Consider the following 23,217-nt stretch of genomic DNA (forward strand, 5'->3'; position numbering starts at 1 on the left):
TGCTGCTGACCCAGCTTCCCCAATAAGCCGCCTCCGGGCGGCTTTTTCGTTCCTGTTTCTCTTTCCCTGCCTATGACCTCCGAGGCTGAAGCCGCCGCCGTCAATCCCGTCCGCAAGAGCCTGTTGTGGCTCGTCGCTGTCGGCTTCTTCATGCAGACGCTCGACGCCACCATCATCAATACCGCGTTGCCGGCGATGGCCGCGAGCCTCGGCGAGAGCCCACTGCGCATGCAGTCGGTGGTGGTGGCGTACGCGCTCACCATGGCGATGCTGATTCCCGCCTCGGGCTGGATTGCCGACCGTTTCGGCACGCGGCGCATCTTCTTCTCGGCGATCGTGCTGTTCGCCGCCGGATCGGTGCTGTGCGCGCTCTCGCATGGGCTGGGCCAGTTGGTGGCCGCCCGCGTGGTCCAGGGCCTGGGCGGCGCGTTGCTGCTGCCCGTGGGGCGCCTGGCGCTGCTGCGCACGGTGCCGCGCGGGGAATTCCTGCAGGCGATGAGCTTTGTCGCCATTCCGGGCCTCATAGGGCCCTTGCTGGGCCCCACGCTGGGCGGCTGGCTGGTGCAGTACGCCTCGTGGCACTGGATTTTCCTGATCAACGTGCCCGTGGGGCTGCTGGGCTGCATCGCCACGCTCAAGTACATGCCCGACCTGCGCGGCGTGGTGCAGAAGCGCTTCGACAGCGTGGGCTACGCGATGCTGGCCTTCGGCATGGTGGCGATTTCGCTCTCGCTCGATGGCGTGGGCCTGCGCCAGGGCGGCGTAATGGTCGTGCTGATCTTCGGCTTTGCGAGCATCGTCGCCTATTGGCTTCGCGCCTCGCGCACGCCCGAACCTCTGTTCGCGCCCTCGCTGTTTCATGTGCCGACACTCAGCATCGGCCTGATCGGCAACCTGTTCTCGCGGCTGGGCAGCAGCTGCATGCCCTTCCTGGTGCCGCTGCTGCTTCAGGTGTCGATGGGCTATTCGCCGGTGCGCGCCGGGCTGATGATGCTGCCGATCGCGCTGGCCGGCATGGCCATGAAGCGCTTCGCCACGCCGCTGATCACGCGCCATGGCTACCGCAAGGTGCTGGTGGTCAACACTATCCTCGTGGGCTGCACCATGGCCAGCTTCGGGCTGACGGCGCCGGGCCAGCCGATGGCGCTGCATGTGCTGCAGCTGCTGGCTTTCGGCGCGGTCAATTCGCTGCAGTTCACCGCAATGAACACGATCACGCTGAAGGACCTGGACGGCAGCATGGCCAGCAGCGGCAACAGCTTGCTGTCGATGGTGCAGATGCTGGCAATGAGTCTCGGCGTGGCGGCCGCCGGCGCCGTGCTGGCGGGTTACAACGGCATCTTCGGCACCGAGACGCCTGCGCACACGCTGGATGCCTTTCAGGCCACCTTTGCGAGTATGGGGCTGATCACGGTGGCTTCAGCGATGATCTTCTGGTATCTGCCTTCGGAAGTGCGGGCGCCGCACCCCGCGCAGCCGGAGGTTTCCGGCCAGGGCTGAGGGCGAATCAAGCGGGATAGATCGCGCCGAGCACCCGTGCCCCGCGCGCGCCAGTCACGCTGGCCAGATTGCCCGCTTCACGCCTGACGGTGGCGCGGGCAAGCCACGCAAACGCCGCCGCCTCGACCTGCTGAGGCGGCAGGCCGTGATCGGTCGAGGCCGCCACATGGATGCCAGGCAGCAGCACGCGCAGGCGGTCGAGCAGATGGTCGTTTAGCGCGCCACCGCCGCAGACGATCAGCAGCTTGCTATCTTTTCCATAGCTCTTCACGTCTGCCGCACATACGTGCGCGGTCAATTCGGCCAGTGTCGCCTGCACATCGGCAGGCGCCATCGTCGTGGTGCCGAGTTGCGCGGCGAGCCAGGTCGGGTTGAACAGGTCGCGCCCGGTGCTTTTCGGTGGCGTCTTGGCGAAATACGGGTCGGCCAGCAACTGCGAGAGCAGGGCGGGCAGCACCTGTCCGCTGGCCGCCCATTGGCCGCCACGGTCGAAGGGCTGGCCCTGGTTGGTCTGGCACCAGTGATCCATCAGTGCATTGCCAGGGCCGCAGTCGAAACCGAGCACGGTGGCGCCGCCCGCCGTATTCGTCGCCGGCAGCAGGCTCAGGTTGGAAATGCCGCCGATGTTCAGCACAGCGACCGTCTCGTCGGCCCGGGCGAACAGCGCGCGGTGAAAGGCCGGCACCAGCGGTGCGCCCTGGCCGCCGGCCGCGAGGTCGCGGCTGCGGAAGTCGCCGACCACGTCGATGCCGGTCAGCTCGGTCAGCAGCGAGGGGTTGTTGATTTGCAGGGTGTAGCCGACCTCGTCGAACTCGAGCGGCCGGTGGCGCACGGTCTGTCCGTGCGCGCCGATGGCGGTGATGGCCTTGGCGTCGATGCCGCTGTCCGCCAGCAACTGGGCGACGACACCGGCATACGCACGAGCCAGCCCGTTGCCGGCCAGTGCCGCGCGATGCAGTTCGTTGTCGCCGGGAGTGTTCAGCGCGAGCAGTTCGGCGCGCAAGGCCACGGGAAACTGCGCAGTGGCGTAGGCCTGCACCGCGATGCGGCCGCCGGAAAAGTCGGCAAGCACACCGTCGACGCCATCGAGCGAGGTGCCCGACATCAGGCCGATGAAAAGTTCGGCGGCCATCTTTGGATCAGGGCTGGAGAGGCCGCGCCGCGCGACGGAATCAGTCGGCGCTGGCCTGGATGACCGAGAAAGCAGCCGCCAGCTCGGTGCGTGCGCCGACGGCGACACGCTCGAAGGCGGGACGCATGGCGGCGGTGATTGGCGCGCCGCCTTCCTGTGCGATGGACGCCGGGTCTTGATAGACGCCGCCCACGCGGAATTCGAAGTGCAGGTGCGGGCCGGTGGCCCAGCCGGTGGAGCCCACCGCGCCGACCGTCTGGCCCTGGCTCACGGCCTGGCCGGCCTTGACGTCGATGCGGCTCAAGTGCGCGTACGCCGTCTGCTGGTTGTTGCGGTGATTGATGATGACGATGTTGCCGTAGCCGTTCTGCGTGCCGGCGAAATCGACCGTGCCGTCGCCGACCGAACGCACCGAGGTGCCCGTGGGCGCCGCGTAGTCGATGCCGTTGTGCTGGCGCCAGCTGTTCAGGATCGGGTGCATGCGCATCGCAAAGCCGCTGGACACGCGCGAGAACTCGACCGGCGTCGCCAGGTAGGCTTTGCGCAGGCTGTCGCCGTTCGGGCGGTAGTAGCTGCCCTTCTGGCCCGCGCCCGGGGGCTGGAACCAGACAGCCTGGTGGATCTTGCCGTTGTTCTCGAACTCGGCCGACAGCACACGGCCGCTGCGCAGTGCCTGTCCGTCGGCTTCGAAGGTTTCGTACACCACGGCGAAGCGGTCGCCCTTGCGCAGGGCGCGCACGTCGACGTCGCCCGCGAAGATGTCGGCCAGCTGGCTCGCCACCGCGTCGGGAATGCGTGAGTCGTCGGTGGCGGCGAACAGCGAAGTGCGGATGGTGCCGCTTGCCAGGCGCGTGCCCGGCGTGAGCATGTCGCGTTCGGTCACGCCGGCAAAGCCGGTGGGCGTGCGTTCGATGACGAAGCGCTTGAAGCCGCCGTCGCCGTCGGGAATCCAGCGGGCGCTGAGCTTCTTGAGCTGGTTTTCCTGCGTGGCTTCGGCCGTCACGGTGCGGCCGGCGCGCGAGAACAGCGCGTTGCGGGCCTCCACGCTGCTGCGCACGAAAGCGGTGGCGGCCGGGTCGGAAATGCCCAGGCGCTTCATCAGGGCCTCGGCCGTGTCGCTCGAGCGGGTGACGTCGGTGCGGAACAGGGTGAAGCTGAAGTTTTCGAGCGATTCGCTCTGGTCGGCGAACGAGACGGGCGCCGTGGCTTCGAGGATCTGGTGAACCGGGAGGTCGGATGCGTCAGGACCGAGCGATGCCACCGCGAGGGTGCCGGCGCTCAGCAGCGCGGCAGCAATGACCGCGGTGATCTGCTTGGGGTAGGTCCGGAATGTATAGGCCACGCGAGAAGCAAGTAGCTCCTCGGCGGCAAGAATGCCGTTGATCAAACTGTGAATTCCAGCTCAGGTTCTGCAAATCCGTGCTGCAAGGCCCAGTAACGTTCAGGGCGGCAGCAGACGGTGCGGAAAAAAGCGCCGCTTAGAATTCGGCGCTTGAAAAGTCGGGCTGAGTATAGCTTCGGCACCCCAAAAGTCAGCTAAAAAAGCCCGTAAAGGCCGAATCTGTTACATCCATGAGCCTCTCAAATAGTGTAGGACGCGCGCTCGAAATTTCCCTCCGAGGCGCCGAAGAACTGCTGCCTCAGGACGAGTGGGTGCGCAAGCTGCAGCGTTCCGAAGCCACCGGAACCCCCCTGCGCATCAAATTCGGCCTGGACCCGACTGCCCCTGATATCCACCTCGGGCACACAGTGGTATTCAACAAGATGCGCCAGCTGCAAGATCTGGGCCACACGGTGATCCCGCTGATCGGCGACTTCACCACCACCATCGGCGACCCGTCCGGGCGCAACAGCACCCGGCCGCCGCTGACCCGCGAGCAGATCGAGGCCAATGCGGCGACCTACTTCGACCAGCTGCGCCTGGTGCTGAACGTCGATATCGCCGAAGTCCGCTACAACTCCGAGTGGAGCGACCCCCTGGGTGCCCGTGGCATGATCCAGCTCGCCGCCAAGTACACGGTGGCCCGGATGATGGAGCGAGACGACTTCAACAAGCGCTTCAAGGGCGGCCAGTCGATCTCGGTGCATGAATTCCTCTACCCGCTGATGCAGGGCTACGACTCGGTCGCGCTCAAGAGCGACCTCGAACTGGGCGGCACCGACCAGAAGTTCAACCTGCTCGTCGGTCGTCATCTCCAGCAGGAATACGGCCAGGAACCGCAGTGCATACTCACTATGCCGCTGCTGGAGGGGCTCGACGGCGTCGAAAAGATGTCGAAGAGCAAGAACAATTACATCGGCATCAGCGAAGACGCCAACACCATGTTCGCCAAGGTGCTGTCGATTTCCGATGACCTGATGTGGCGCTGGTACACGCTGCTGAGCTTCCTGTCGCTGGAGCAGATCGCGGCGCTGAAGGCCGAGATCGAGGGTGGCCGCAACCCGAAGGACGCCAAGGTCGCGCTGGCCAAGGAAATCACCACGCGCTTCCACAGTGCGGCGGCGGCGGATGCGGCCGAACAGGATTTCATCAACCGCAGCAAGGGTGGCGTGCCGGACGAGATTCCGGAGGTGTCGCTGTCGGGGGCTCCGCTGGGCATCGCCCAGTTGCTCAAGCAGGCGAACCTGGCGTCTTCGGCCGGGGAGGGCAACCGCCTGATCGACGGCGGTGGCGTGCGTATCGATTCAGCCGTGGTCAGCGACAAGGCGCTGAAGCTGCCCGCAGGCAGCTACGTGGTGCAGGTCGGCAAGCGCAAATTCGCCCGCGTGACCCTGACCTGAGCTGAGGGTTTTTCAGCGAACCTCGATGGTGACGCGCCGGTTCCGCGGCTCGTCCACCTCGTCAGCAGTCGGAACGGCCAGGTCGCGCTCGCCGCGGCCCACGGCCTCGATGCGGTTGGCCGGGAACTGGCGTTCCACGAAGAGCTGGACCACTTCCTGCGCCCGGCGACGCGACAACTGGTCGTTCTGCTCGCCGCTGCCCTTGGTGTCGGTGTGGCCCGTGACCACGATGTCGCCGCCGCTGCGTGCCAGGGCGGCAGCCAGCGCCTCGGTCATGATCTGCTGTGAAGCCGGCGTCAACGTGGTGCCGCCGAGCTCGAAATACACCGTGTAGCGCTGCGGCGGAGGCGGGCGCATGTCGAACAGCGGCTTGTTGTCCGCCTGCACCTTGGCCGGATCGGCCTGGTCGACCACCGGGGCGCCCTTTGCGCCCACCGCGGCCGTGGCGCGCTGGTAAGGCGTGGAAAGCACTTCCTCGCCGTCCTTGGCTCGCACCACCACTGCCGATGGCTTGCCGTCCGCCTGCGGCAGCAGCACCACCCGCGTGCCGGGCGTCGAGCATGCGGCCAGCAGCAGGGCGGCCAGCGCGGCCGGAAAGAGGAATGCGAGGCGGGACTGTTGGGGCTTGGGGGTCTTCATCATCATGGCTGGCCGTCGGCTTGCACGATGAAGTCGGTGCCGCGAATGCCGATGGTGGCCGTCTGCGTCTCGACCCGCACTGCGTCGGGGTTGGTCTTGCCGATCAGGCCGGTGATCATGCGCATGGAGCCTCGCAGCAGCGAGACCAGCATGCCGCCTTCGTGCGTCGTGCCGTCGAAGTGGAATTCCTTCAGGTCGAGCCGCGACGAGGGGCCGACCACCAGCGTCGTGTCGTCGCGGAGCACCACCGAGGCCGAAGAATCGGGGCCGGTCACGATGCGGTCCACCGCGCCCAGCGCATCACCGGGGCTGGCGGCGCGGGTGGCGCCGGCGCCGTTGAGCAGTTGCACGTTGCCGCGCACGAACTTCACGAAGCCCGCCTGGGGATCCGCCTTGGCGGCTGGCGCGGCGGTAGCAGGCGCCGGTGCGGACGCGGCTGCGGCAGGTGGCGCCGCCACGGGAGCGGCCGACGGCGTCTGGGCTTGTGCCAGTGCGGCCGAGGCCACAATGGCGAGGCCGCCCAAGGCGATCACGAGGTTTTTCATCATCTGGGCTCTCTGCGAAGGACTGTTTCGCGTTGGTCGCGAATTATTAAGGCGAAGGCGTTACATGTAGACACGGGGCCGATAATTCAGACGGTTCTTGCGGCCTTTTACCGCTTTTTGCGTTGCCTTCTTGCCCAATTCCCTATGGTTCTTGCATGACGTTTACCCCAAAGACGCTGCTGCGCGTGTCCGTTGCCGTGGCTTTGATCACGATCGTGCTCAAGGGGCTGGCCGGCTACATGACGAATTCGATGGGCCTGATCTCGGACGCCATGGAGTCCTTCGTGAACCTGGCGAGCGCCATGTTCGCGCTGGCCATGGTGACCATCGCCGAGCGGCCCGCCGACGACGACCACCCCTACGGCCACCACAAGGCCGAGTACTTTTCCTCGGGCTTCGAAGGCATCCTGATCGTTGGCGCGGCCATTGCGATCCTCTGGGTGTCCATCCAGCGCCTGCTGTCGCCGCAGCCGCTGGAGCAACTGGGCTGGGGCCTGGCGCTGTCGGTGCTCAGCTCGGGCTTCAACGCGGGGCTGGCTTTTCTGCTCTTCCGCGCGGCACGCACGCACCGGTCGATCGCGCTGGAGGCCGACGGCCGCCACCTGATGACCGACGTCTGGACCTCCGCCGCCGTGGTGATCGGCATCGTCGGCGTGCAGCTCAGCGGCTGGCTCTGGCTCGACCCGCTGCTGGCCATCGGCGTAGCGCTGAACATCGTGCGGGAGGGCGTCAAGCTGGTGTGGCGTTCGTCGCAGGGCCTGATGGACGAAGCCCTCGACCCTGAAACCCTCGCAACCGTGCGCGGCACGCTCGACGCCTTTGCCGCCCGCATGCCCGAAGGCACGCGGCTGCGCTTCGACGACATGGTGACCCGCAGCGCCGGCCAGCGCCGCTTTGCCGACCTGCACATGCACGTGCCCGGCGACTGGACCCTGCAGCACGCCGCCAGCATGCGCGACCAACTGGAGCAGGCCCTGATGGACGCCGTGCCCGGCCTGCGCGTCACCATCCAGCTCCTGCCCCTGACCATGGAAGCCCGCGCCACCCAGGCCGGCGAACATCACCCCCTATGAAAGCTGTTCTCCAACGCGTGGCGAATGCACGCGTCGACATTGCCGGCAGCACCGTCGGCGCCATCGACGCGGGCCTGCTCGTGCTGCTGTGCGCGGAGCGTGGCGACATCGACGCGCTCGCCGACCGCATGCTCGCCAAGATCCTCAAGCTGCGCATCTTCTCGGACGAGGCCGGCAAGATGAACCGCAGCGTGCAGGACATCGGCGGCGGCCTGCTGGTGGTGAGCCAGTTCACGCTGGCGGCCGACGCGAGCGGCGGCAACCGCCCCAGCTTCACCCAGGCCGCGCCGCCCGACGAAGGGCGTCGGCTCTACGAATACTTCGTGGCGCAGGCGCGCGCCGCGCACCCGGTGGTGGCCACCGGCGAGTTCGGCGCCGACATGCAGGTGCACCTGTTGAACGACGGGCCCGTCACCATCCCGCTGCAGATGACGGCGTAGCGGCGGCGGCCGCTTATCTATTTGCCGTACGGGCTGCGAATGCCCAGGCCCGCAAGAATCTCGATTTCGTACGCTTCCATCTCGTCGGCGTCGGCCTCGCTGGTCTCGTGATCCCAGCCTTGGGCATGCAGCGTGCCGTGCACCAGCAGGTGCGCGTAGTGATCGGCCAGCGTCTTGCGGTTTTCCTTTGCCTCGCGCGCCACCACCGGCGCGCACAGCACCAGGTCGGCCATCACGAGCGGGCTTTGCGCGTAGTCGAAGGTCAGCACGTTGGTCGCGTAGTCCTTGCCGCGAAACTCGCGGTTCAGGCGCTGGCCTTCATCGGCGTCGACGATGCGCACGGTGATCTCGCCGTCGATGTCGAGCGCATGGCGGATCCAGCGCGTCACGCTGTGGCGCGGTAGCGCGGCGCGATGGCGCTCCACGCCCTTGAAGCGCCCGAACTGCAGCGAGAGCGAAAGTGCCGGAAGTGCGGATGCGGCCATCTCAGTGAGCTCCCGCACGCTTGCGTTGCCCGTCATAGGCATCGACGATCTTCGCCACCAGCGGGTGGCGCACCACGTCCACGCTCGTGAAGTGCGTCATGGCGATGCCGTTCACGCGCTTGAGCACGCGCTCCGCGTCGATCAGCCCGCTCAACTGCTGCTTGGGCAGGTCGATCTGGCTCACGTCGCCCGTCACCACCGCGCGCGCGCCGAAGCCGATGCGCGTGAGGAACATCTTCATCTGCTCGGGCGTGGTGTTCTGCGCCTCGTCGAGGATCACGAAAGCGTTGTTCAGCGTGCGCCCGCGCATGAAGGCCAGCGGCGCGATTTCGAGCGCGTTGCGCTCGAAGGCCTTCTGCACCTTTTCGTAGCCCATCAGGTCGTAGAGCGCGTCGTACAGCGGGCGCAGGTACGGGTCGACCTTCTGCGTCAGGTCGCCCGGCAGAAAGCCCAGCCGCTCGCCTGCTTCCACCGCGGGCCGCGTCAGCACGATGCGCTGCACGGCGGCGCGCTCCAGCGCATCGACCGCGCAGGCCACAGCGAGATAGGTCTTGCCGGTGCCGGCCGGGCCGATGCCGAAGGTGATGTCGTGCTTGGCGATGTTGTCGAGGTACACCGCCTGCGTGGGCGTGCGTGCGCGCAGGTCGGTGCGACGGGTGACGAGCATCGCTATGTCGTCGTCGCCATCGAGCATGCCGCCGTCGCCGGCCAGCGTGAGCTGCACCACGGCAGCGTCGATGGGCCGCTGGGCAATTTCGTACAGCGCTTGCAGCACGTCCATTGCGCGCTGCGCGGAGGCCTTGGGGCCGTCGACCTTGAACTGTTCATGGCGGTGCGCGATCTTCACGCCCAGCGCTTCTTCGATGCGGCGCAGGTGGGCGTCCAGAGGTCCGCACAGGTGGCCGAGGCGCGAATTGTTCAGTGGGGTAAAGGTGTGTCGCAGAATCACGCCGGACATTTCAAGGAAAAAGGGCACCCATGATAGGCAAACTGACCGGCACGCTGGCCGAACGCAATCCGCCGCAGGTGGTTGTGGATTGCAACGGAGTCGGCTATGAGGTCGACGTGCCGATGAGCACGTTCTACAACCTGCCGAACCTCGGCGCGAAAGTCTCCCTGCTCACGCACTTCGTCGTGCGCGAGGACGCGCAGATTCTCTACGGCTTCGGCACGGCGGAGGAAAGGGCGGCTTTCCGCCAGCTCATCAAGATCACCGGCGTGGGGCCGCGCACCGCGCTGGGCCTGCTCTCGGGCATGAGCGTGGGCGAGCTTTCGCAGGCGATCACGACGCAGGAGCTCGGACGGCTCGTGAAGATTCCGGGCATCGGCAAGAAGACCGCCGAGCGGCTGCTGCTGGAGCTCAAGGGCAAGCTGGGTGCTGACATCGGCCTGCCGGCGCATGCGGCTTCCGATGCGCAGGCTGACATTCTTCAGGCGCTGGTCGCGCTGGGGTACAGCGACAAGGAGGCTGCGCTTGCGCTCAAGGCGCTGCCGAAGGATGCGACGGTGAGCGAGGGGATCAAGATGGCGTTGAAGTCGTTGGCTAAGTGAGCGCTGTTCTCCGGGGCGCGCTCACGCCGCCCGGTGTCATTCGCACGCACCCCGGAACGAAACTCTCGCCGCTCAGGGGTAGATCTTTTCGCCCTTCGCCAGCATCTCGACGAACTTCTCGATGCGGCGTGCCCGGGTTTCAGGCTTCTTCGCCCCCTGCGTACGGAACAGCACCGCAAAGCGGTTGCGCGCATCCAGCGTCGCGAAGAACTTCGCAGCTTTCTTGTTTGCATCCAGCGCGGCCTGCAGATCGGGCGGCACCGTCGCCACGCTCGCGGCTTCGTAGGCCGCGTCCCAGCGCCCGTCGGCCTTCGCGCGCTCGATCTCGGCCAGTCCGGCCGGCTGCATGCGGCCTTCGTCGATGAGCTTGAGCACCTTGGTGCGGTTGATCTGCGACCAGATGCCGCGCTTGGTGCGCGGCGTGAAGCGCTGCAGGAAATACTGCGCGTCATCGCTCTTGCGCTGGCCGTCGATCCAGCCGTAGCACAGCGCTTCCTCGAGTGCGGCGGGGTGGTCGATGGAGGTGATGCCGCTGTCCTTCTTCGCGATGCGAAGCCATACGCCGGCGGCGGTCGTGTGGTGGCGCTTGAGCCAGCGCGTCCACGATGCGGCGTTGGTGCACTCGACTGGCGTGTCGTGCGGAATGCGCTCCGCCGTCTTCGTGGTCATGGCACCCACCAGTAGCGCAGCGCGTGGAAGTAGATGGGTGCTGCAAAGATCACCGAGTCGAGCCGATCGAGCATGCCGCCGTGGCCCTCGATCATCGAGCCCCAGTCTTTCACGCCGCGATCGCGCTTGATGGCCGACATCACGAGGCCGCCGAAGAAGCCCATAAGGCAGATCGTGAGCGCCATCAGTGCGGCCTGCCACGGGTTGAACGGCGTGGCCCAGTACAGCGCCGCGCCCAGCGCGGTGGCGCTCGCCACGCCGCCGATCAAGCCTTCCCAGGTCTTGGAGGGCGACAGCTCGGGCGCCACCTTGCGCTTGCCGAAGAGCTTGCCCCACACGTACTGCAGCACGTCGCTGCCCTGCACCACGATCACCAGGAACGCGATCAGCAGCAGGTTGCGGCCTTCGAAGCCAGGAATCTGCAGCGTGAGCAGGGCCGGCACGTGGCTGATGCAGAACACGCACACCATCAGCCCCCACTGGATCTTCGAGGTGCGCTCCAGGAAGCGGCGCGTGTCGCCGCCGACCGCCGCCAGGATGGGCAGTAGCAGGAAGGCATAGACCGGGATGTAGATCGCGTAGAGCCCGTACCAGTCGATCCAGATCAGGAAATACTGTCCTGGCAGCGCGAGGTAGAAAGCCAGCGCGATCGGCGCATGGTCGCCGCGCCGCGTATAGGCCAGGCTGATGAATTCGCGCAGCGCATAGAACGAGATCAGATAGAACAGCACGATCACGCCGCCCTTGCCAAAGGCAAAGGCAATGCCGATCACCGCCACCATCACCCACCACGCATTGACGCGCGAGTTGAGGTTGTCGATCACCGAATGCGGCTGGCCGTGCGCCACGCGCCACTTGAGCAGTGCGCCGATGGCCGAGGCCAGTATCAGCACTCCGGCCACACCGCCGAAAAGCTTGAGCGTGGTCCACGCGAAAGGAGAGAGTTCGATCACGAGGCGCTCCCTCCGTTGCTTTGTCCGTTTTGTTGTTCGATGCGGTCGTATTCGGGGCGCAGGTCGAGCATCGCCGTGCGTGCGCGGGCGATGAAAGTGTTCTTGTCTTCCCCTTCGGCCAGCGAGATCGGCGCGCCGTAGCGCACCGTGCACGCCAGCGGAATCGGCACCAGCGTGCCCTTGGGCAGCACGCGCTTCAGGTTCTCGATCCACACCGGCACCAGCCGCACGTTGGGGCAGGCGCGCGCCAGGTGGAAGAGCCCGCTTTTCAGCGGCAGCAGGATCTCGTCGCCCGTGTTGCGCGTGCCCTCGGGGAACATGATGAGCGAGTCGCCGGCGTCCAGCGCCTCCTTCATCTGCTCGACAGGGTTCTCGCCCTGGCCCGAGCCGTCGCGGCGGATCATCAGCGCATTGAACACGTCGGCGCCGATGAACTGGCGCGTCTTCGAGGCCATCCAGTAGTCCTGCCCGGCCACCGGCCGCGTGAGCGCGCGCAGGTCGGGCGGCAGCGTGGCCCACAACAGCACGAAGTCGCCGTGGCTCGTGTGGTTGGCGAAGTACAGCGTCTGCTCGGCCTTCGGCGTGGTGCCTGACCAGATGGCGCGAACCCCGGTCAGCAGCCCGGCCGCGCCGATGATCAGCTTGCCGGCCACGATGGCGAGCCCGCGCCGCAGCACGGTGCTTTCGGGCTTGTCGTTGTTTTTGTTGTTTTCTTCGGTCAAGAGAGGTCCTGTGTCATCAAGGCAAGGAGGAACAAGGCGCTCTGGCACGCCACCACGATGGCGTGGCGCTGCATGAGCTGTCGGGTGCCCTGCACGCGGTCGTCGAGCGGGCGCGTGGTGGCGTGTTGCGACGGCGGTGGCTCGCGCAGCCCGAGCGTTGAGAGCGCTTTGTCGAGCGCTTCGAGCGAAGCGACGGTGTTGCGCGCGAGCCCGTCGAACAGCGCCTCGTCGAAGCGCAGCCGGAACGCGAAGTAGCGCTCCAGCGCGCCGAGGATCACGACCGCGCCGAAGCCCATGGTGGCAGTGGTCGAGAGCGAGCGCAGCGTCAGCGCGAGCACCAGCGCCGAGATGCAGGTGAGCGCAAAGCCCCAGAGGCCCAGCAGCGCGATGGCGCGCAGCAGGCCGGCCAGTGCGGCGCAGGTGGTTCGGTCGTTGTCATCGGTCATGGGGCGGTACCTCCGGCAAAGGTTTGAACGGCTCCAGTGACACCCGCCAGGCCCCCCGCAGCACGATCTGCGGCCGTGCGCGGCGCACCGTGTCTTCGGCCTGGGCGACGCCGCCGGCCGGGCCGTAGCGGCCCAGCCAGGCGATTACCGCCGCAGCGCTGCGTGAGAAGCCGAGCGCGCAGCAGACCCACACTGTGGCACCGTCCGCGTTCCGGCGCTGGCCTTCGATGACGGCCGCTGCGCGCTGCAGGCGCACGGTTGGCGGCACCGTCAGGTCGAGCAGCGGCACGCAGTGCGCATGCGGCACGCCTGCCGGCATCTGCAGCTCGGCGCACAGACTCACCAGACGGGGCTGTCCGGCGGCCAGCCACTCGGCGTGCGTCGGCCGGCGGCCCAGCCGCAGGCCCGGCACCACTTCGACCGAAGCCGGTAGCTTGCGGGTCCAGAGACAGGCGTTGATGGCGGCGGCGAGCCGGTAGGGCGCCAGCATCCAGCGCGCCGCCCAGCCCATGCGGCCACGGCCGTTCATCTGGAAGCCGCGTGCGCCGAAGCCGATGTAGTTCAACGCCACCAGCGCGAGCGACGCGGCCGGCCATGCCAGCCACAGCACGACGCCGCCGCCGTACAGCGCAGCCGCAAGGAACAGCGCCGCGCCCACTGCATAGAGCCCCGCCAGCTTCCAGCGCTGCGGGTCGCGGGTGATGCGCCACGCGCGCGGCATCGACACCACGCGCTCCAGCGGCCACAGCCACACGCAGAACAGGCCGAGCAGCGCGCCGGTCGGAATGTCGATGAAGTGGTGCTGCCACGTCGTGAGCACCGACGCGCAGATGGCGAAGGCCCACACATGCAGCACCAGCCGCGCCCAGAGGGGCCGGATGAACTGCCGGTACCAGTCCCACAGGATCACGGCCAGCGCGATGTGCAGCGAAGGCGCCTGGTTGAACGGCTGGTCGAACCCGCGCAGCGCGTTGAACAGGAAAGCCGGCGCCCCGTCGACCGGCGGTTGCCCGAAGCTGAAGTGCAGTGGCCAGAGGATGAAGCAGCTGCAGGCGATGAGCGTGGCCGTCACCAGCCGCAGCGCGTGCCGGTCGAGCGTGTGCCTGCTGCGCGCCAGGAACAGCGACAGCGCATAGAAGACGTTGATCGTCCAGTACGGAAAGATCGTCCACGGCCAGAACGGCACCTGCCGCTCCCACTCGAAAGCCATCGACGGCACGTTCGCCCGCGTGGTCGCCCACCAGTTGGCGAAGCCATAGGTCGCGTAGAACAGCGGCCCCAGAAACACCAGCCATGCGGCGGCGCGCTTCCAGGGCCGTTGCGCCAGCCAGGCGGTCATTGCGTGACGCGCACTGCCAGCGACACCGTGAAGATGCCCCACTCGTCGACCCGCTGGTCGATCTTGCGGAAGCCCGCTTCTTCCACCAGCTGGTCCATCTCGTACTGCGTGCGGCGCCGCATCACCCAGGCCTCGCCCTGGCGGTGGCTGGTGAGGGCGCGCGCGATCATCTCGAGCTGCGGATGCCAGGGCTGCCCGGTGTAGACGAGGTAGCCGCGGTCTTCCACCGCGTCGCCCACGCCCGCGAGCGAGCGGCGCACCATTTCGTTGTCGGGGAACAGCTCGTACAGGCCCGACACCACGGCCAGCGTGGGCCGCGGCAATACGCTCGCGAGGCTCATGCGGTCGAAGGCATCGGCCTGCACGAATTGGGCGACGTCTTCCAGGCCCTTCTCGGCGATGAGCGCCCGGCCGTCGCGCACATTGATGTCGCTGTAGTCGCGCAGCAAGATGGAACTGGCCTTCACGGGGCTGGCCAGCACCGCGTCGAGCACGTAGCGGCCATGGCCGGCGGCGATGTCCATCACGCGCACCTCGCGGTGCATGTCGGCCAGGCGCTCCATTGCAATGCGCAGCAGCTCTTCGACGTGGATCTTGCGTTGGCGTATGCCGCGCCAGCCGATGGAGTCCAGGTAGGTCTTGTCGATGGAGCGGCCGATGGCCGAGCTGCCCTGCGGATGGTTGCGGTACACGTAGTCGAGCGTGCTGCCCGAATCGAAGCCGGTGGCGTGGCCGAGCTTGATGCCCTCGGACATCGTGCCACCCAGCTTCAGGCTCGCGCGGGTCATGGCCCAGTAGGCGCCGCGCGGCGACAGGGGCGACAGCGGCTCGGCCAGTGCGCGCGACTCGTCGGCCGTGTCGCCGCTCAGGTGCGCCTCGCGGCGGTCCACAGGCACGGCGGGCTCGTCGAAGCGCTGCAGGATGAATTCGCGGATCGAGGCCACGGCCGGCGCCCGGTCTTTCTCGCCCAGGGTGTCGTGGAAGAAGCCCGGCAGCTCCGTCTTGGTCTTGACCGCGCTGCCCAGCCGCTCGAAGAACTGGTGCTGCGGCTTGTGGTGCACCACCCAGTCGGCGCCCGAAATGAGCAGCTGCACCGGCAGCGTGATCGCATTGGCGTCGGCCACCACGCGGTCGGCGGCCTCGTACAGGCCCAGCAGGATGTTGACCGCGATGGGCCGCGAGATCAGCGGATCGCTCTCGTAGCTGGCGATGCGCTGCGGGTCGTGCGTGAGGAACTTCGCCTTCACGTAGCTGTTGACGAAGAACAGGCCGCGCAGCTTGTGCATCAGCCCTAGCCCGGCGCGCGCGAACGGCACGTAGAGCTTGACCTTGAAGGCCGGCGAGGCGAGCGTGAGGCCGCGTACCTTGGGCGCGTAGTCGTGCGCCCAGGTGGCGATCAGCACCGCGCCCACGCTCTGCGCGACCACGTGGATGTCCTGCTCGGGCACGCCGTGCGCCGTGCCGATGTGCTGTACGAAGGTCTGCACGTCGCGCACCGAAGTGCCGAAGCTCGGGCTGTAGCCGCGCTGCCCGGGCGAGCGGCCATGGCCGCGGGCGTCCCAGGCGAAGAAGTCGAAGTCGGGCAGGTTCAGCTCGTCGACCAGGTGCGCCATGCGCGCACCGTGTTCATGGCCGCGATGGAACAGCACGATGGCGCCGCGCCGCGTGGCGCCGGTGGCCGGCCAGTGGCGGTAGAAAAGAGATTCGCCGTCGTGCGTCTGGAAATGAAGCTCGTTCGGAGCGCGTGGAGTGGTGTCGTTCATTGAATCCCTGTGAAATCTTGTAGGAGCTTGTTCAGTGGCGGCCTGCGGCGTCGGCCTCGGCCAGGGCGCGGCGGATGCGGTTGACGGTGGTCCAGGCCACCAGCACAGCAAGCAGCGGCATCAGCCAGGCTGTCCAGCCCGGCAGCGGCAAGCCCAGCGCCACGTAGAGGCCGAGCGCGCCGAACACGAAGGCCCGGTCGCTCTTGCCCAGCGGGCCGTCGTAGCGGCGCGAGGCGCCCACCGTGGGGCCAAGCGCGCCGGCGAATTCGCTCAGCCCGGCCAGCACGATCACCGTGCCGACCCAGAAGCCGCTGAAAGGCAGCACCAGTGCAAAGGGCAGGTACAGCGCCGCGTCGGAGACCACGTCGGTCAGTTCGTTGAGAAAGGCGCCCAGCCTGCTCTGCTGGTTGTGTTCGCGCGCCAGCATGCCGTCGATGGCGTTGAAGGCCATGCGCAGGAACATCCACAGCGGAATGAGCCCGAAGGCCGCCAGCGAGGGCGCCGCGAAGAAGAGCCAGAGCCCGAGCGCGACCGAAACGACGCATGCCGCCATCGTGACCTGGTTGGCTGTGACGCCCATCGCATGCAGGCGGACCACCAGCGGCCGCAGCAGGGCCTGGAAACGCGGCTTCAGTTCGTAGATCGACACGTGCTGGCTTCCCCTCGTTTGTTATGTGCCGAAGCATTCTGCCAGTCTGGCCCAAGGACTAAACTTGCCGACGCAGACCCTTACCCAATGACCATCCAGACAGACGACTTCGCGCCCGCCCCCCAACGCGTGGTGTCCGCAGCCCCCGCATCGCCCAACGAAGAGGCGATCGAACGGGCCCTGCGCCCCAAGCTGCTCGACGAATACGTCGGCCAGGCTAAGGTGCGCGAGCAGCTCGAAATCTTCATCGGCGCCGCGCGCAAGCGCAAAGAGGCGCTCGACCACGTGCTGCTGTTCGGCCCGCCGGGCCTGGGCAAGACCACGCTGTCGCACATCATCGCGGCCGAGCTGGGCGTCAACCTGCGCCAGACCTCCGGCCCCGTGCTCGAGAAGCCCAAGGACCTGGCGGCGCTGCTGACCAACCTGGAGCCGAACGATGTGCTTTTCATCGACGAGATCCACCGCTTGAGCCCGGTCGTCGAGGAAATCCTGTACCCCGCGCTGGAGGACTACCAGATCGACATCATGATCGGCGAGGGCCCCGCGGCGCGCAGCATCAAGCTCGACCTGCAGCCCTTCACCCTGGTGGGCGCCACCACCCGCGCCGGCATGCTGACCAACCCGCTGCGCGACCGCTTCGGCATCGTTGCGCGGCTGGAGTTCTACACGCCCGAAGAGCTGGCGCTGATCGTGACCCGCAGCGCCCGCCTGCTCAAGGTGGAGACCGACGAAACCGGCGGCTTCGAGATCGCCCGCCGTTCGCGCGGTACGCCCCGCATTGCCAACCGCCTGCTGCGCCGCGTGCGCGACTACGCCGAGGTCAAGGGCAATGGCCGTATCACCGAAGAAATTGCGCACAAGGCGCTGGCCATGCTCGACGTCGACCCGCAGGGCTTCGACCTGATGGACCGCAAGCTGCTTGAGGCCGTCATCCACCGTTTCGACGGCGGCCCGGTGGGCCTCGACAACGTGGCGGCCAGCATCGGCGAGGAGCGCGACACCATCGAGGACGTGATCGAGCCCTACCTCATCCAGCAGGGCTACCTGCAGCGCACGCCGCGCGGGCGCATCGCCACGTTGGCGGCGTACCGCCACCTGGGCGTGACGCCGCCTTCGAGCCGTTCCGACGGACAAGACCTCTTCGGAGCCTGAAGACACATGCACACCCATGACCTGAGCGCCTGGCAGCACGACCACCATTTCGGCGCCGACACCGCCTCCGCCGAGCGCAGCACGCGCCTCGTGATGTGGATCACCGCCGCGATGATGGTCGTCGAGATCGGCGCCGGCTGGTGGTTCAACTCGATGGCGCTGCTGGCCGACGGCTGGCACATGAGCTCGCATGCGCTGGCCATCGGCCTGAGCGCCTTTGCCTATGCGGCCGCGCGGCGCTACGCACGCGATCCGCGTTTTGCCTTCGGCACCTGGAAGATCGAAGTGCTCGGCGGTTTTGCGAGTGCGCTGGTGCTGTTGGGCATTGCGGCGCTGATGGTGGTGGGCTCGCTGGAGCGGCTGTGGTCGCCCTCCGCGATTCACTACCCCGAAGCCATCTCGGTTGCGGTGCTGGGGCTGGTGGTCAACCTGGTCTGTGCGCGGTTGCTGGGCGGGGCGCATCACCATCATCACGGGCATGACCACGGTCACGCCCATGAGCACGACGACCAGGGCCACGACTTGAACCTGCGTTCCGCCTACATGCACGTCGTCGCCGACGCCGCCACTTCGGTGCTGGCCATCGCGGCGCTGCTGGGCGGCTGGTTCTATGGCTGGGCCTGGCTCGATCCGGCGATGGGCATCGTCGGCGCGGTGCTGGTGGCGGTCTGGGCCAAGGGGCTGCTGAAGGAAACCGGCAAGGTGCTGCTCGACCGCGAGATGGACCACCCGGTGACGCAAGAGATCCGTGAAGGCGTCGAGACGACGCTGGCCGATTCGGAAACGCGCGTGGCCGATCTGCACGTGTGGCGGGTGGGGCGCGATGCGTACGCCTGTGCGCTCACGGTGGTGACGCATTCCATGACGCTGACGGCGGACGAGGTGCGGGCGTGCTTCTCGATGCACGAGGAGATTCGCCACTCCACGGTGGAAATCCAGCGCTGCGTCGACTAGCTCCTTGTTCTTCCCGCAGGCCGCGTGTGCCGCACGATCAGAATCTGCGCCGCGTAGTAGGTCGCCAGCACCCACAGCGACGCCAGCGGCAGCGGTGACACGAAACGGTTTGTCGCCAGCAGCGAATCGCTCAGCATGAAGAAGCACGCGCCCACCGCCACCCACGGCGCGGACGGGTCCGCGCTGCGCAGTACGGCGGCTCGCCCGATGGCTTGCGCCGCCATGCAGGCGATCACGATCACATAGACGCCGACCGGCACCCGCAGAGCGACGGGCAGCCCGCCTTGCCAGAGAAACGCGTACATCCCCGCGCCGATCAGCAGCGTCGCCGCGAGCACGCCGCGGCGCGGGAACAGGCCGACACCGATGCGAAACAGTGCGATGTAGGCCAGGTGCGCCAGCAGGAAGCACACGAGCCCGGGCACGAACAGCTTGGCCGGCCCCATCAGCAGCACGTCGCCCGCCAGCGAGGCCACCAGCCCCGTCAGCAGCAGTCCGTCGAAGGTCGTTACGGCACCCGCCGCCACCGCCCGCCGCGCGGCGAAGAAGATCGCGATCGACAGGGCCAGCGGCTTGAAGACGAGGTGCAGCCAGCCAATGCCCAGTGCCGCGCTGGCCGTGGCCAGGGCCGCTGCCTCGATCAGCAACACTTCGGTCATCGACAGCCGCCCCTGCAGCACGCCGCCGATGGCCCACAGGCTCACCGTCAGCGCGGCCAGCCAGACGGCGGCCTGCGGCAGCGGCATGGTGTCGGAGAACCACAGGAAGAATATGGCGCCCGCCAGCATCAGCATGAACTGCGCGCCCGCGAACCACTGCACGGCCCGGCTCACCACCGGCTCGTAGCGCGTCACCTTGGAAATGTCGAAGGCTGGTTTCGGAAATCGCGCCGCCACGTCCGCCGGCCGCCAGCCCGGCGGCTTGAACCACACGCGCAGCTTGTCGGCCCAGCTGCGCGCATGCCATGAATCCTTCGCCAGCGCCCAGTACACCTCGGCGTTGGCCCACAGCGGGTCCCAGCTGCGCAACTCGCCGCGCGTGCCGTACACGCAGCGTTCGTCTTCCTCGCGGAAGCTGCCGAACATCCGGTCCCACACGATCAGGATGCCACCGTAGTTGCGGTCGAGGTACTTGTCGTTCACCGCGTGGTGCACGCGGTGGTTCGACGGCGAGCAGAACCAGCGGTCGAACCAGCCCAGCTTGCCCACCTGCTCGGTGTGCACCCAGAACTGGTAGAGCAGGTCGACCAGCGCCACCACGCCGAACACCAGCGGCGGCACGCCCGCCACCGCCATCGGCAGGTAGAACACCCAGCCCAGCAGTGCGCCGCTCGAGGTCTGCCGCAGCGCGGTCGACAGGTTGTAGTGCTGGCTCTGGTGATGCACCACGTGCGCCGCCCACAGGATGGCCGACTCGTGGCCCATGCGGTGCAGCCAGTAGTAGCAGAAGTCGTAGAACACCAGCGCCAGCAGCCAGCCGTACCACGTCGTCCAGAAGTCGCGCGCCGCCTCTTGCGGAAACAGCGCCACCGCCGAATACACGGCCGCATAGATGCCGATGCGCAGCAGCCCCGTGAGCACCGCGCTGATCTGGCTCAGCATGCCCAGGCCGATGCTGTTCACTGCGTCGGCGAGGCGATAGGTGTCTTGCCCCGTGCCGCGTCGGGCGCGCACGCGGCCGACCGCGAATTCGATTGCGATCAGCAGGAAGAAAACGGGAGTTGCGAGAACGATGATCTGGCCGGGGCGCATCGCGCGATTGTGGCGTTGCCGTCGGACCACAAGTCACCGGGATGTCACGGAGGCGCCATCGTATGGTCACGTGGCGGTGGGAGCCTACCCGTCCATGCAACGCGACGACGCCTTCCTTCGTGCATGGCACGACACCGCGACCCGGGCCCTCGACCCCGAGGACGACGATCGCGTACGTCCACCCCTGCAATTCCGCACCCTCTGGATCTCCGATCTGCACCTGGGCACGCCCGGTTGCCAGGCTCGTGCGCTGCTCGATTTCCTGAAGCACACCGAGTGCGAGACCCTGTTCCTGGTCGGCGACATCATCGACGGCTGGCAGCTCAAGCGCCACTGGTACTGGCCGCAGGCGCACAACGACGTGATCCAGAAGCTGCTGCGCAAGGCGCGCAAGGGCACGCGCGTGATCTTCATCCCGGGCAACCACGACGAGTTCGCCCGCAAGTACCTGCATCACAACTTCGGCGGCATCGACGTGGCCGAAGAGTGGATCCACGAGACGGCCGACGGCCGCAAGCTCTGGATCATCCACGGCGACCTGTTCGACGGCGTGATCCAGTGCGCCAAGTGGCTCGCCTACGTGGGCGATTCGCTCTACGAGTTCACGCTCAAGCTCAACCGCCACCTCAACTCGCTGCGTGCGCGCATGGGGCTGCCGTACTGGTCGCTGTCCAAGTACCTCAAGGGCAAGGTCAAGCGCGCGGTGAGCTACGTGGGCGACTTCGAAGTGGCCGTGGCCCGCGAAGCCCGCAAGCGCGGCGCGCAGGGCGTGGTCTGCGGCCACATTCACCATGCAGAGATGCGCGACATCGACGGCATCCTCTACTGCAACGACGGCGACTGGGTCGAGAGCCTGACGGCGCTGGCCGAGCATGCCGACGGCACGCTGGAAATCATCGACTGGGCGCAGCACATGCCCGTGCCGACGAAGGCGACGCCGCAGCGCGAAGCCATCGCGGCCTGAGCCGGTCGGGCAGGCCGGTCAGCCCTTGCGGCTGGAGTCGTTCGACGTATGGCCGAGTTGCTCGCGCCAGACGTCGTAGTGCCGAAGCATGCTCTTGCCCACGTCGTCCATCCATAGCCACCAAGCCAGCGCGAGCTTCTCGGGGCCGTCGGGCTCCAGCGGAGAGGTCTGGAAAAGGGTGGCGGGCGGTTCCGGCAGTTCGTAGTCGCACAGCCGTTCAACGCTGCTGTGCGAGAAGCCGGGAATGACAGTGCTCACTGCTGTGCTCCTTCGAGGGCGGCGCGTTCTTGGGCGCCCGGAACAACTCCCGCACGCATTGGAGCAGGAACCGGGACGCCGACACATCGGATTATCCCGAATGGAAACAAAAGACTACGCCAGACGGTGGCTTTCGAGGCGCCATGTCGCGCGCGGCTCTACGTTCGTCCGATCCGACGATGCCGCTGAACCTCCTGGGGCGTCACACTCGGCCGGTGTATTCCGACAGCAGGAGACGACAGACACCATGGCCTGGGCACTCACGGCGGCGGAGACCGCATTCCGCGACGAGGTTCGAGACTTCCTGGCGCGTGAGCTGACGCCCGAGCTGCGTGCCGCGGGCCGGCGCTGCTCCGGCATCTTCACCGACTACGAATATGGCAACCGCTGGCACCGCGTGCTGGCAAAGCGCGGCTGGAGCGTGCCGCACTGGCCGGTCGAGCACGGCGGCACCGGCTGGACGCCGATGCAGCACTACCTCTTCGCGGCCGAGCTTGCCGCCGCCGATGCGCCACCGCGCGCACCCATGGGGCCGGGCATGGTCGCGCCGGTGATCATCGCCTTCGGCACCGAAGCGCAGAAGCGCGCGTGGCTGCCCGGCATCCGCTCGGGCGAGGACTACTGGTGCCAGGGCTACTCGGAGCCGCAGTCGGGCTCCGACCTGGCCTCGCTGCAATGCAAGGCGGTGCGCGACGGTGACCACTACGTCATCAACGGCACCAAGATCTGGACCACCCACGCGCAGTACGCCAACCGCATGTTCTGCCTCGTACGCACCACCTCCGGCGGCAAGCCGCAGCAGGGCATCAGCTTCCTGTGCTTCGACATTCCCGCGCCGGGCATCACCATCCGGCCGATCATCAGCATCTCGGGCGATCACGAGTTGAACCAAGTGTTCTTCGACGACGTGCGCGTGCCGGCCGACGGGCTCATCGGCGAGGAAAACCAGGGCTGGACCATCGCCAAGTACCTGCTGCAGCACGAGCGCGGCGGCGCATGGGCGCCGATGCTGCGCGCGCGTCTGCGCCGGCTGACTGCCGCGGCGGATGCGGCCTTTTCAGCTTCTGGCGGCGACGCACACGAAGCCGACGACATGGCCCTGCGCCTGGCCGAAGCCGAGTGCGCCATCGACGCCCTCGAAGCTACCGAGCTTCAATCGCTGCGCGCGCAGGCCCGCGGCGAGCAGCCGGGCATCCGCCCATCGATGGGCAAGGTGCTGGGCTCAGAGTTGCGCCAGCGGCTGACCGAACTCGGCGTCGAAATCGCCGCGCACTACGCCGCCGCCGACCTGCCGCTGGACGATGGCTTGCAGGGCGAGCTGCCTATTCCCGAAGACGCCGTGTTCTCGATGTCGGCCTACCTCAACGACCGCGCGGCTTCCATCTACGCGGGCTCCAATGAGGTGCAGCGCAACATCGTCGCGGCTCACTTGCTGGCGAACTGAGGTCCTT

Annotated in this window: 24 protein-coding genes; 9 read left to right on the plus strand and 15 right to left on the minus strand. The window is 67.3% G+C overall.

The features are described 5' to 3' along the window. Window positions 1-72 precede the first annotated feature (72 nt). Entirely contained in the window at window positions 73-1,500 is a 1,428-nt protein-coding gene (gene mdtD / locus NWF24_RS02405) for a multidrug transporter subunit MdtD (RefSeq protein WP_258352829.1), read from the plus strand. A gap of 7 nt (window positions 1,501-1,507) precedes the next feature. Here mdtD and NWF24_RS02410 read toward each other — a convergent pair whose 3' ends face one another. Next, the gene (locus NWF24_RS02410) at window positions 1,508-2,632 is read right to left on the minus strand and encodes an anhydro-N-acetylmuramic acid kinase (RefSeq protein WP_258352830.1); all 1,125 of its coding nucleotides are present in this window, start codon (window positions 2,630-2,632) and stop codon (window positions 1,508-1,510) included. A 40-nt stretch (window positions 2,633-2,672) separates the two neighbouring features. Continuing rightward, the gene (locus tag NWF24_RS02415; RefSeq protein WP_258352831.1) at window positions 2,673-4,019 is read right to left on the minus strand and encodes a M23 family metallopeptidase; all 1,347 of its coding nucleotides are present in this window, start codon (window positions 4,017-4,019) and stop codon (window positions 2,673-2,675) included. A gap of 185 nt (window positions 4,020-4,204) precedes the next feature. On the opposite strand from NWF24_RS02415, the gene tyrS reads away from it, so the two are divergent. Further along, on the plus strand, window positions 4,205-5,413 hold the full coding sequence (tyrS, locus tag NWF24_RS02420) for a tyrosine--tRNA ligase (RefSeq protein WP_258352832.1): 1,209 nt from the start codon (window positions 4,205-4,207) through the stop codon (window positions 5,411-5,413). Window positions 5,414-5,425: 12 nt separating this feature from the next. Here the strand turns inward: tyrS and NWF24_RS02425 are convergent, their stop codons facing one another. Together NWF24_RS02425 and NWF24_RS02430 are read right to left on the minus strand one after the other, a co-directional pair. Next, entirely contained in the window at window positions 5,426-6,058 is a 633-nt protein-coding gene (locus tag NWF24_RS02425) for an OmpA family protein (protein ID WP_258352833.1), read from the minus strand. Then, complete coding sequence (locus NWF24_RS02430; protein WP_093078414.1) at window positions 6,055-6,600, minus strand: FecR family protein; 546 nt, start codon at window positions 6,598-6,600, stop codon at window positions 6,055-6,057. Before NWF24_RS02430 ends, NWF24_RS02425 begins: the two co-directional genes overlap by 4 nt. 152 nt (window positions 6,601-6,752) lie before the next feature. On the opposite strand from NWF24_RS02430, the gene NWF24_RS02435 reads away from it, so the two are divergent. Both NWF24_RS02435 and dtd read left to right on the plus strand, forming a co-directional pair. Next, entirely contained in the window at window positions 6,753-7,670 is a 918-nt protein-coding gene (locus NWF24_RS02435; protein WP_258352834.1) for a cation diffusion facilitator family transporter, read from the plus strand. After that, window positions 7,667-8,110, plus strand: a complete 444-nt coding sequence (gene dtd, locus NWF24_RS02440) for a D-aminoacyl-tRNA deacylase (protein WP_258352835.1) — start codon at window positions 7,667-7,669, stop codon at window positions 8,108-8,110. The genes NWF24_RS02435 and dtd overlap by 4 nt, the downstream gene beginning before the upstream one ends. A 17-nt stretch (window positions 8,111-8,127) precedes the next feature. Here dtd and ybeY read toward each other — a convergent pair whose 3' ends face one another. Further along, on the minus strand, window positions 8,128-8,595 hold the full coding sequence (gene ybeY, locus NWF24_RS02445; RefSeq protein ID WP_093056690.1) for an rRNA maturation RNase YbeY: 468 nt from the start codon (window positions 8,593-8,595) through the stop codon (window positions 8,128-8,130). A gap of 1 nt (window position 8,596) precedes the next feature. Beyond that, window positions 8,597-9,553: a PhoH family protein gene (locus NWF24_RS02450; RefSeq protein WP_258352836.1), complete on the minus strand. Its 957-nt coding sequence runs from the start codon at window positions 9,551-9,553 to the stop codon at window positions 8,597-8,599. A gap of 20 nt (window positions 9,554-9,573) precedes the next feature. On the opposite strand from NWF24_RS02450, the gene ruvA reads away from it, so the two are divergent. Next, window positions 9,574-10,146: a Holliday junction branch migration protein RuvA gene (gene ruvA / locus NWF24_RS02455; RefSeq protein WP_258352837.1), complete on the plus strand. Its 573-nt coding sequence runs from the start codon at window positions 9,574-9,576 to the stop codon at window positions 10,144-10,146. A gap of 72 nt (window positions 10,147-10,218) precedes the next feature. Here ruvA and NWF24_RS02460 read toward each other — a convergent pair whose 3' ends face one another. Genes NWF24_RS02460 through NWF24_RS02490 form a run of 7 tightly spaced genes read right to left on the minus strand, consistent with a single transcriptional unit; the run spans window position 10,219 to window position 16,687 of the window. After that, complete coding sequence (locus tag NWF24_RS02460; protein WP_258352838.1) at window positions 10,219-10,815, minus strand: YdeI/OmpD-associated family protein; 597 nt, start codon at window positions 10,813-10,815, stop codon at window positions 10,219-10,221. Beyond that, entirely contained in the window at window positions 10,812-11,768 is a 957-nt protein-coding gene (locus NWF24_RS02465; RefSeq protein WP_093056687.1) for a phosphatidate cytidylyltransferase, read from the minus strand. The genes NWF24_RS02460 and NWF24_RS02465 overlap by 4 nt, the downstream gene beginning before the upstream one ends. Further along, on the minus strand, window positions 11,765-12,490 hold the full coding sequence (locus tag NWF24_RS02470; protein WP_375338434.1) for a lysophospholipid acyltransferase family protein: 726 nt from the start codon (window positions 12,488-12,490) through the stop codon (window positions 11,765-11,767). The genes NWF24_RS02465 and NWF24_RS02470 overlap by 4 nt, the downstream gene beginning before the upstream one ends. Then, a complete protein-coding gene (locus NWF24_RS02475) occupies window positions 12,487-12,936 on the minus strand; it encodes a hypothetical protein (RefSeq protein WP_258352839.1) in 450 nt (149 codons plus the stop codon). The genes NWF24_RS02470 and NWF24_RS02475 overlap by 4 nt, the downstream gene beginning before the upstream one ends. Next, window positions 12,926-14,275, minus strand: a complete 1,350-nt coding sequence (locus tag NWF24_RS02480) for a phosphatase PAP2/dual specificity phosphatase family protein (protein ID WP_258352840.1) — start codon at window positions 14,273-14,275, stop codon at window positions 12,926-12,928. The genes NWF24_RS02475 and NWF24_RS02480 overlap by 11 nt, the downstream gene beginning before the upstream one ends. Further along, window positions 14,272-16,038: a bifunctional alpha/beta hydrolase/class I SAM-dependent methyltransferase gene (locus NWF24_RS02485; protein ID WP_258352841.1), complete on the minus strand. Its 1,767-nt coding sequence runs from the start codon at window positions 16,036-16,038 to the stop codon at window positions 14,272-14,274. The genes NWF24_RS02480 and NWF24_RS02485 overlap by 4 nt, the downstream gene beginning before the upstream one ends. A 31-nt stretch (window positions 16,039-16,069) precedes the next feature. Continuing rightward, on the minus strand, window positions 16,070-16,687 hold the full coding sequence (locus tag NWF24_RS02490; RefSeq protein WP_258352842.1) for a CDP-alcohol phosphatidyltransferase family protein: 618 nt from the start codon (window positions 16,685-16,687) through the stop codon (window positions 16,070-16,072). An 87-nt stretch (window positions 16,688-16,774) separates the two neighbouring features. Between NWF24_RS02490 and ruvB the strand changes: the two genes are divergently transcribed. Together ruvB and dmeF are read left to right on the plus strand one after the other, a co-directional pair. Then, the gene (gene ruvB / locus NWF24_RS02495) at window positions 16,775-17,839 is read left to right on the plus strand and encodes a Holliday junction branch migration DNA helicase RuvB (protein WP_093056682.1); all 1,065 of its coding nucleotides are present in this window, start codon (window positions 16,775-16,777) and stop codon (window positions 17,837-17,839) included. Window positions 17,840-17,845: 6 nt separating this feature from the next. Continuing rightward, window positions 17,846-18,793 (plus strand): CDF family Co(II)/Ni(II) efflux transporter DmeF, encoded by a 948-nt coding sequence (gene dmeF / locus NWF24_RS02500; RefSeq protein ID WP_258352843.1) that lies wholly within the window; start codon window positions 17,846-17,848, stop codon window positions 18,791-18,793. On the opposite strand, the gene NWF24_RS02505 is transcribed toward dmeF, so the two are convergent. After that, a complete protein-coding gene (locus tag NWF24_RS02505) occupies window positions 18,790-20,544 on the minus strand; it encodes a lysoplasmalogenase family protein (RefSeq protein ID WP_258352844.1) in 1,755 nt (584 codons plus the stop codon). The two genes, dmeF and NWF24_RS02505, sit on opposite strands and share 4 nt — an antisense overlap. A 94-nt stretch (window positions 20,545-20,638) precedes the next feature. On the opposite strand from NWF24_RS02505, the gene NWF24_RS02510 reads away from it, so the two are divergent. Continuing rightward, a complete protein-coding gene (locus NWF24_RS02510; RefSeq protein ID WP_258352845.1) occupies window positions 20,639-21,508 on the plus strand; it encodes a UDP-2,3-diacylglucosamine diphosphatase in 870 nt (289 codons plus the stop codon). Window positions 21,509-21,526: 18 nt separating this feature from the next. Here the strand turns inward: NWF24_RS02510 and NWF24_RS02515 are convergent, their stop codons facing one another. Next, complete coding sequence (locus NWF24_RS02515; protein ID WP_258352846.1) at window positions 21,527-21,766, minus strand: hypothetical protein; 240 nt, start codon at window positions 21,764-21,766, stop codon at window positions 21,527-21,529. Window positions 21,767-22,013: 247 nt separating this feature from the next. Here NWF24_RS02515 and NWF24_RS02520 point away from each other — a divergent pair, with 247 nt between their 5' ends. Continuing rightward, on the plus strand, window positions 22,014-23,210 hold the full coding sequence (locus NWF24_RS02520; protein WP_258352847.1) for an acyl-CoA dehydrogenase family protein: 1,197 nt from the start codon (window positions 22,014-22,016) through the stop codon (window positions 23,208-23,210). Window positions 23,211-23,217 lie beyond the last annotated feature (7 nt).

Source organism: Variovorax paradoxus (assembly GCF_024734665.1).
Taxonomy (GTDB): domain Bacteria; phylum Pseudomonadota; class Gammaproteobacteria; order Burkholderiales; family Burkholderiaceae_C; genus Variovorax.

Coding starts and splice junctions, on each gene's coding strand:
- mdtD (WP_258352829.1), top strand. CDS start 73: ATGACCTCCGAGGCTGAAGCCGCCGCCGTCAATCCCGTCCGCAAGAGC.
- NWF24_RS02410 (WP_258352830.1), bottom strand. CDS start 2,632: ATGGCCGCCGAACTTTTCATCGGCCTGATGTCGGGCACCTCGCTCGAT.
- tyrS (WP_258352832.1), top strand. CDS start 4,205: ATGAGCCTCTCAAATAGTGTAGGACGCGCGCTCGAAATTTCCCTCCGA.
- NWF24_RS02425 (WP_258352833.1), bottom strand. CDS start 6,058: ATGATGATGAAGACCCCCAAGCCCCAACAGTCCCGCCTCGCATTCCTC.
- NWF24_RS02430 (WP_093078414.1), bottom strand. CDS start 6,600: ATGATGAAAAACCTCGTGATCGCCTTGGGCGGCCTCGCCATTGTGGCC.
- NWF24_RS02435 (WP_258352834.1), top strand. CDS start 6,753: ATGACGTTTACCCCAAAGACGCTGCTGCGCGTGTCCGTTGCCGTGGCT.
- dtd (WP_258352835.1), top strand. CDS start 7,667: ATGAAAGCTGTTCTCCAACGCGTGGCGAATGCACGCGTCGACATTGCC.
- ybeY (WP_093056690.1), bottom strand. CDS start 8,595: ATGGCCGCATCCGCACTTCCGGCACTTTCGCTCTCGCTGCAGTTCGGG.
- NWF24_RS02450 (WP_258352836.1), bottom strand. CDS start 9,553: ATGTCCGGCGTGATTCTGCGACACACCTTTACCCCACTGAACAATTCG.
- ruvA (WP_258352837.1), top strand. CDS start 9,574: ATGATAGGCAAACTGACCGGCACGCTGGCCGAACGCAATCCGCCGCAG.
- NWF24_RS02460 (WP_258352838.1), bottom strand. CDS start 10,815: ATGACCACGAAGACGGCGGAGCGCATTCCGCACGACACGCCAGTCGAG.
- NWF24_RS02475 (WP_258352839.1), bottom strand. CDS start 12,936: ATGACCGATGACAACGACCGAACCACCTGCGCCGCACTGGCCGGCCTG.
- NWF24_RS02480 (WP_258352840.1), bottom strand. CDS start 14,275: ATGACCGCCTGGCTGGCGCAACGGCCCTGGAAGCGCGCCGCCGCATGG.
- NWF24_RS02485 (WP_258352841.1), bottom strand. CDS start 16,038: ATGAACGACACCACTCCACGCGCTCCGAACGAGCTTCATTTCCAGACG.
- ruvB (WP_093056682.1), top strand. CDS start 16,775: ATGACCATCCAGACAGACGACTTCGCGCCCGCCCCCCAACGCGTGGTG.
- dmeF (WP_258352843.1), top strand. CDS start 17,846: ATGCACACCCATGACCTGAGCGCCTGGCAGCACGACCACCATTTCGGC.
- NWF24_RS02505 (WP_258352844.1), bottom strand. CDS start 20,544: ATGCGCCCCGGCCAGATCATCGTTCTCGCAACTCCCGTTTTCTTCCTG.
- NWF24_RS02510 (WP_258352845.1), top strand. CDS start 20,639: ATGCAACGCGACGACGCCTTCCTTCGTGCATGGCACGACACCGCGACC.
- NWF24_RS02520 (WP_258352847.1), top strand. CDS start 22,014: ATGGCCTGGGCACTCACGGCGGCGGAGACCGCATTCCGCGACGAGGTT.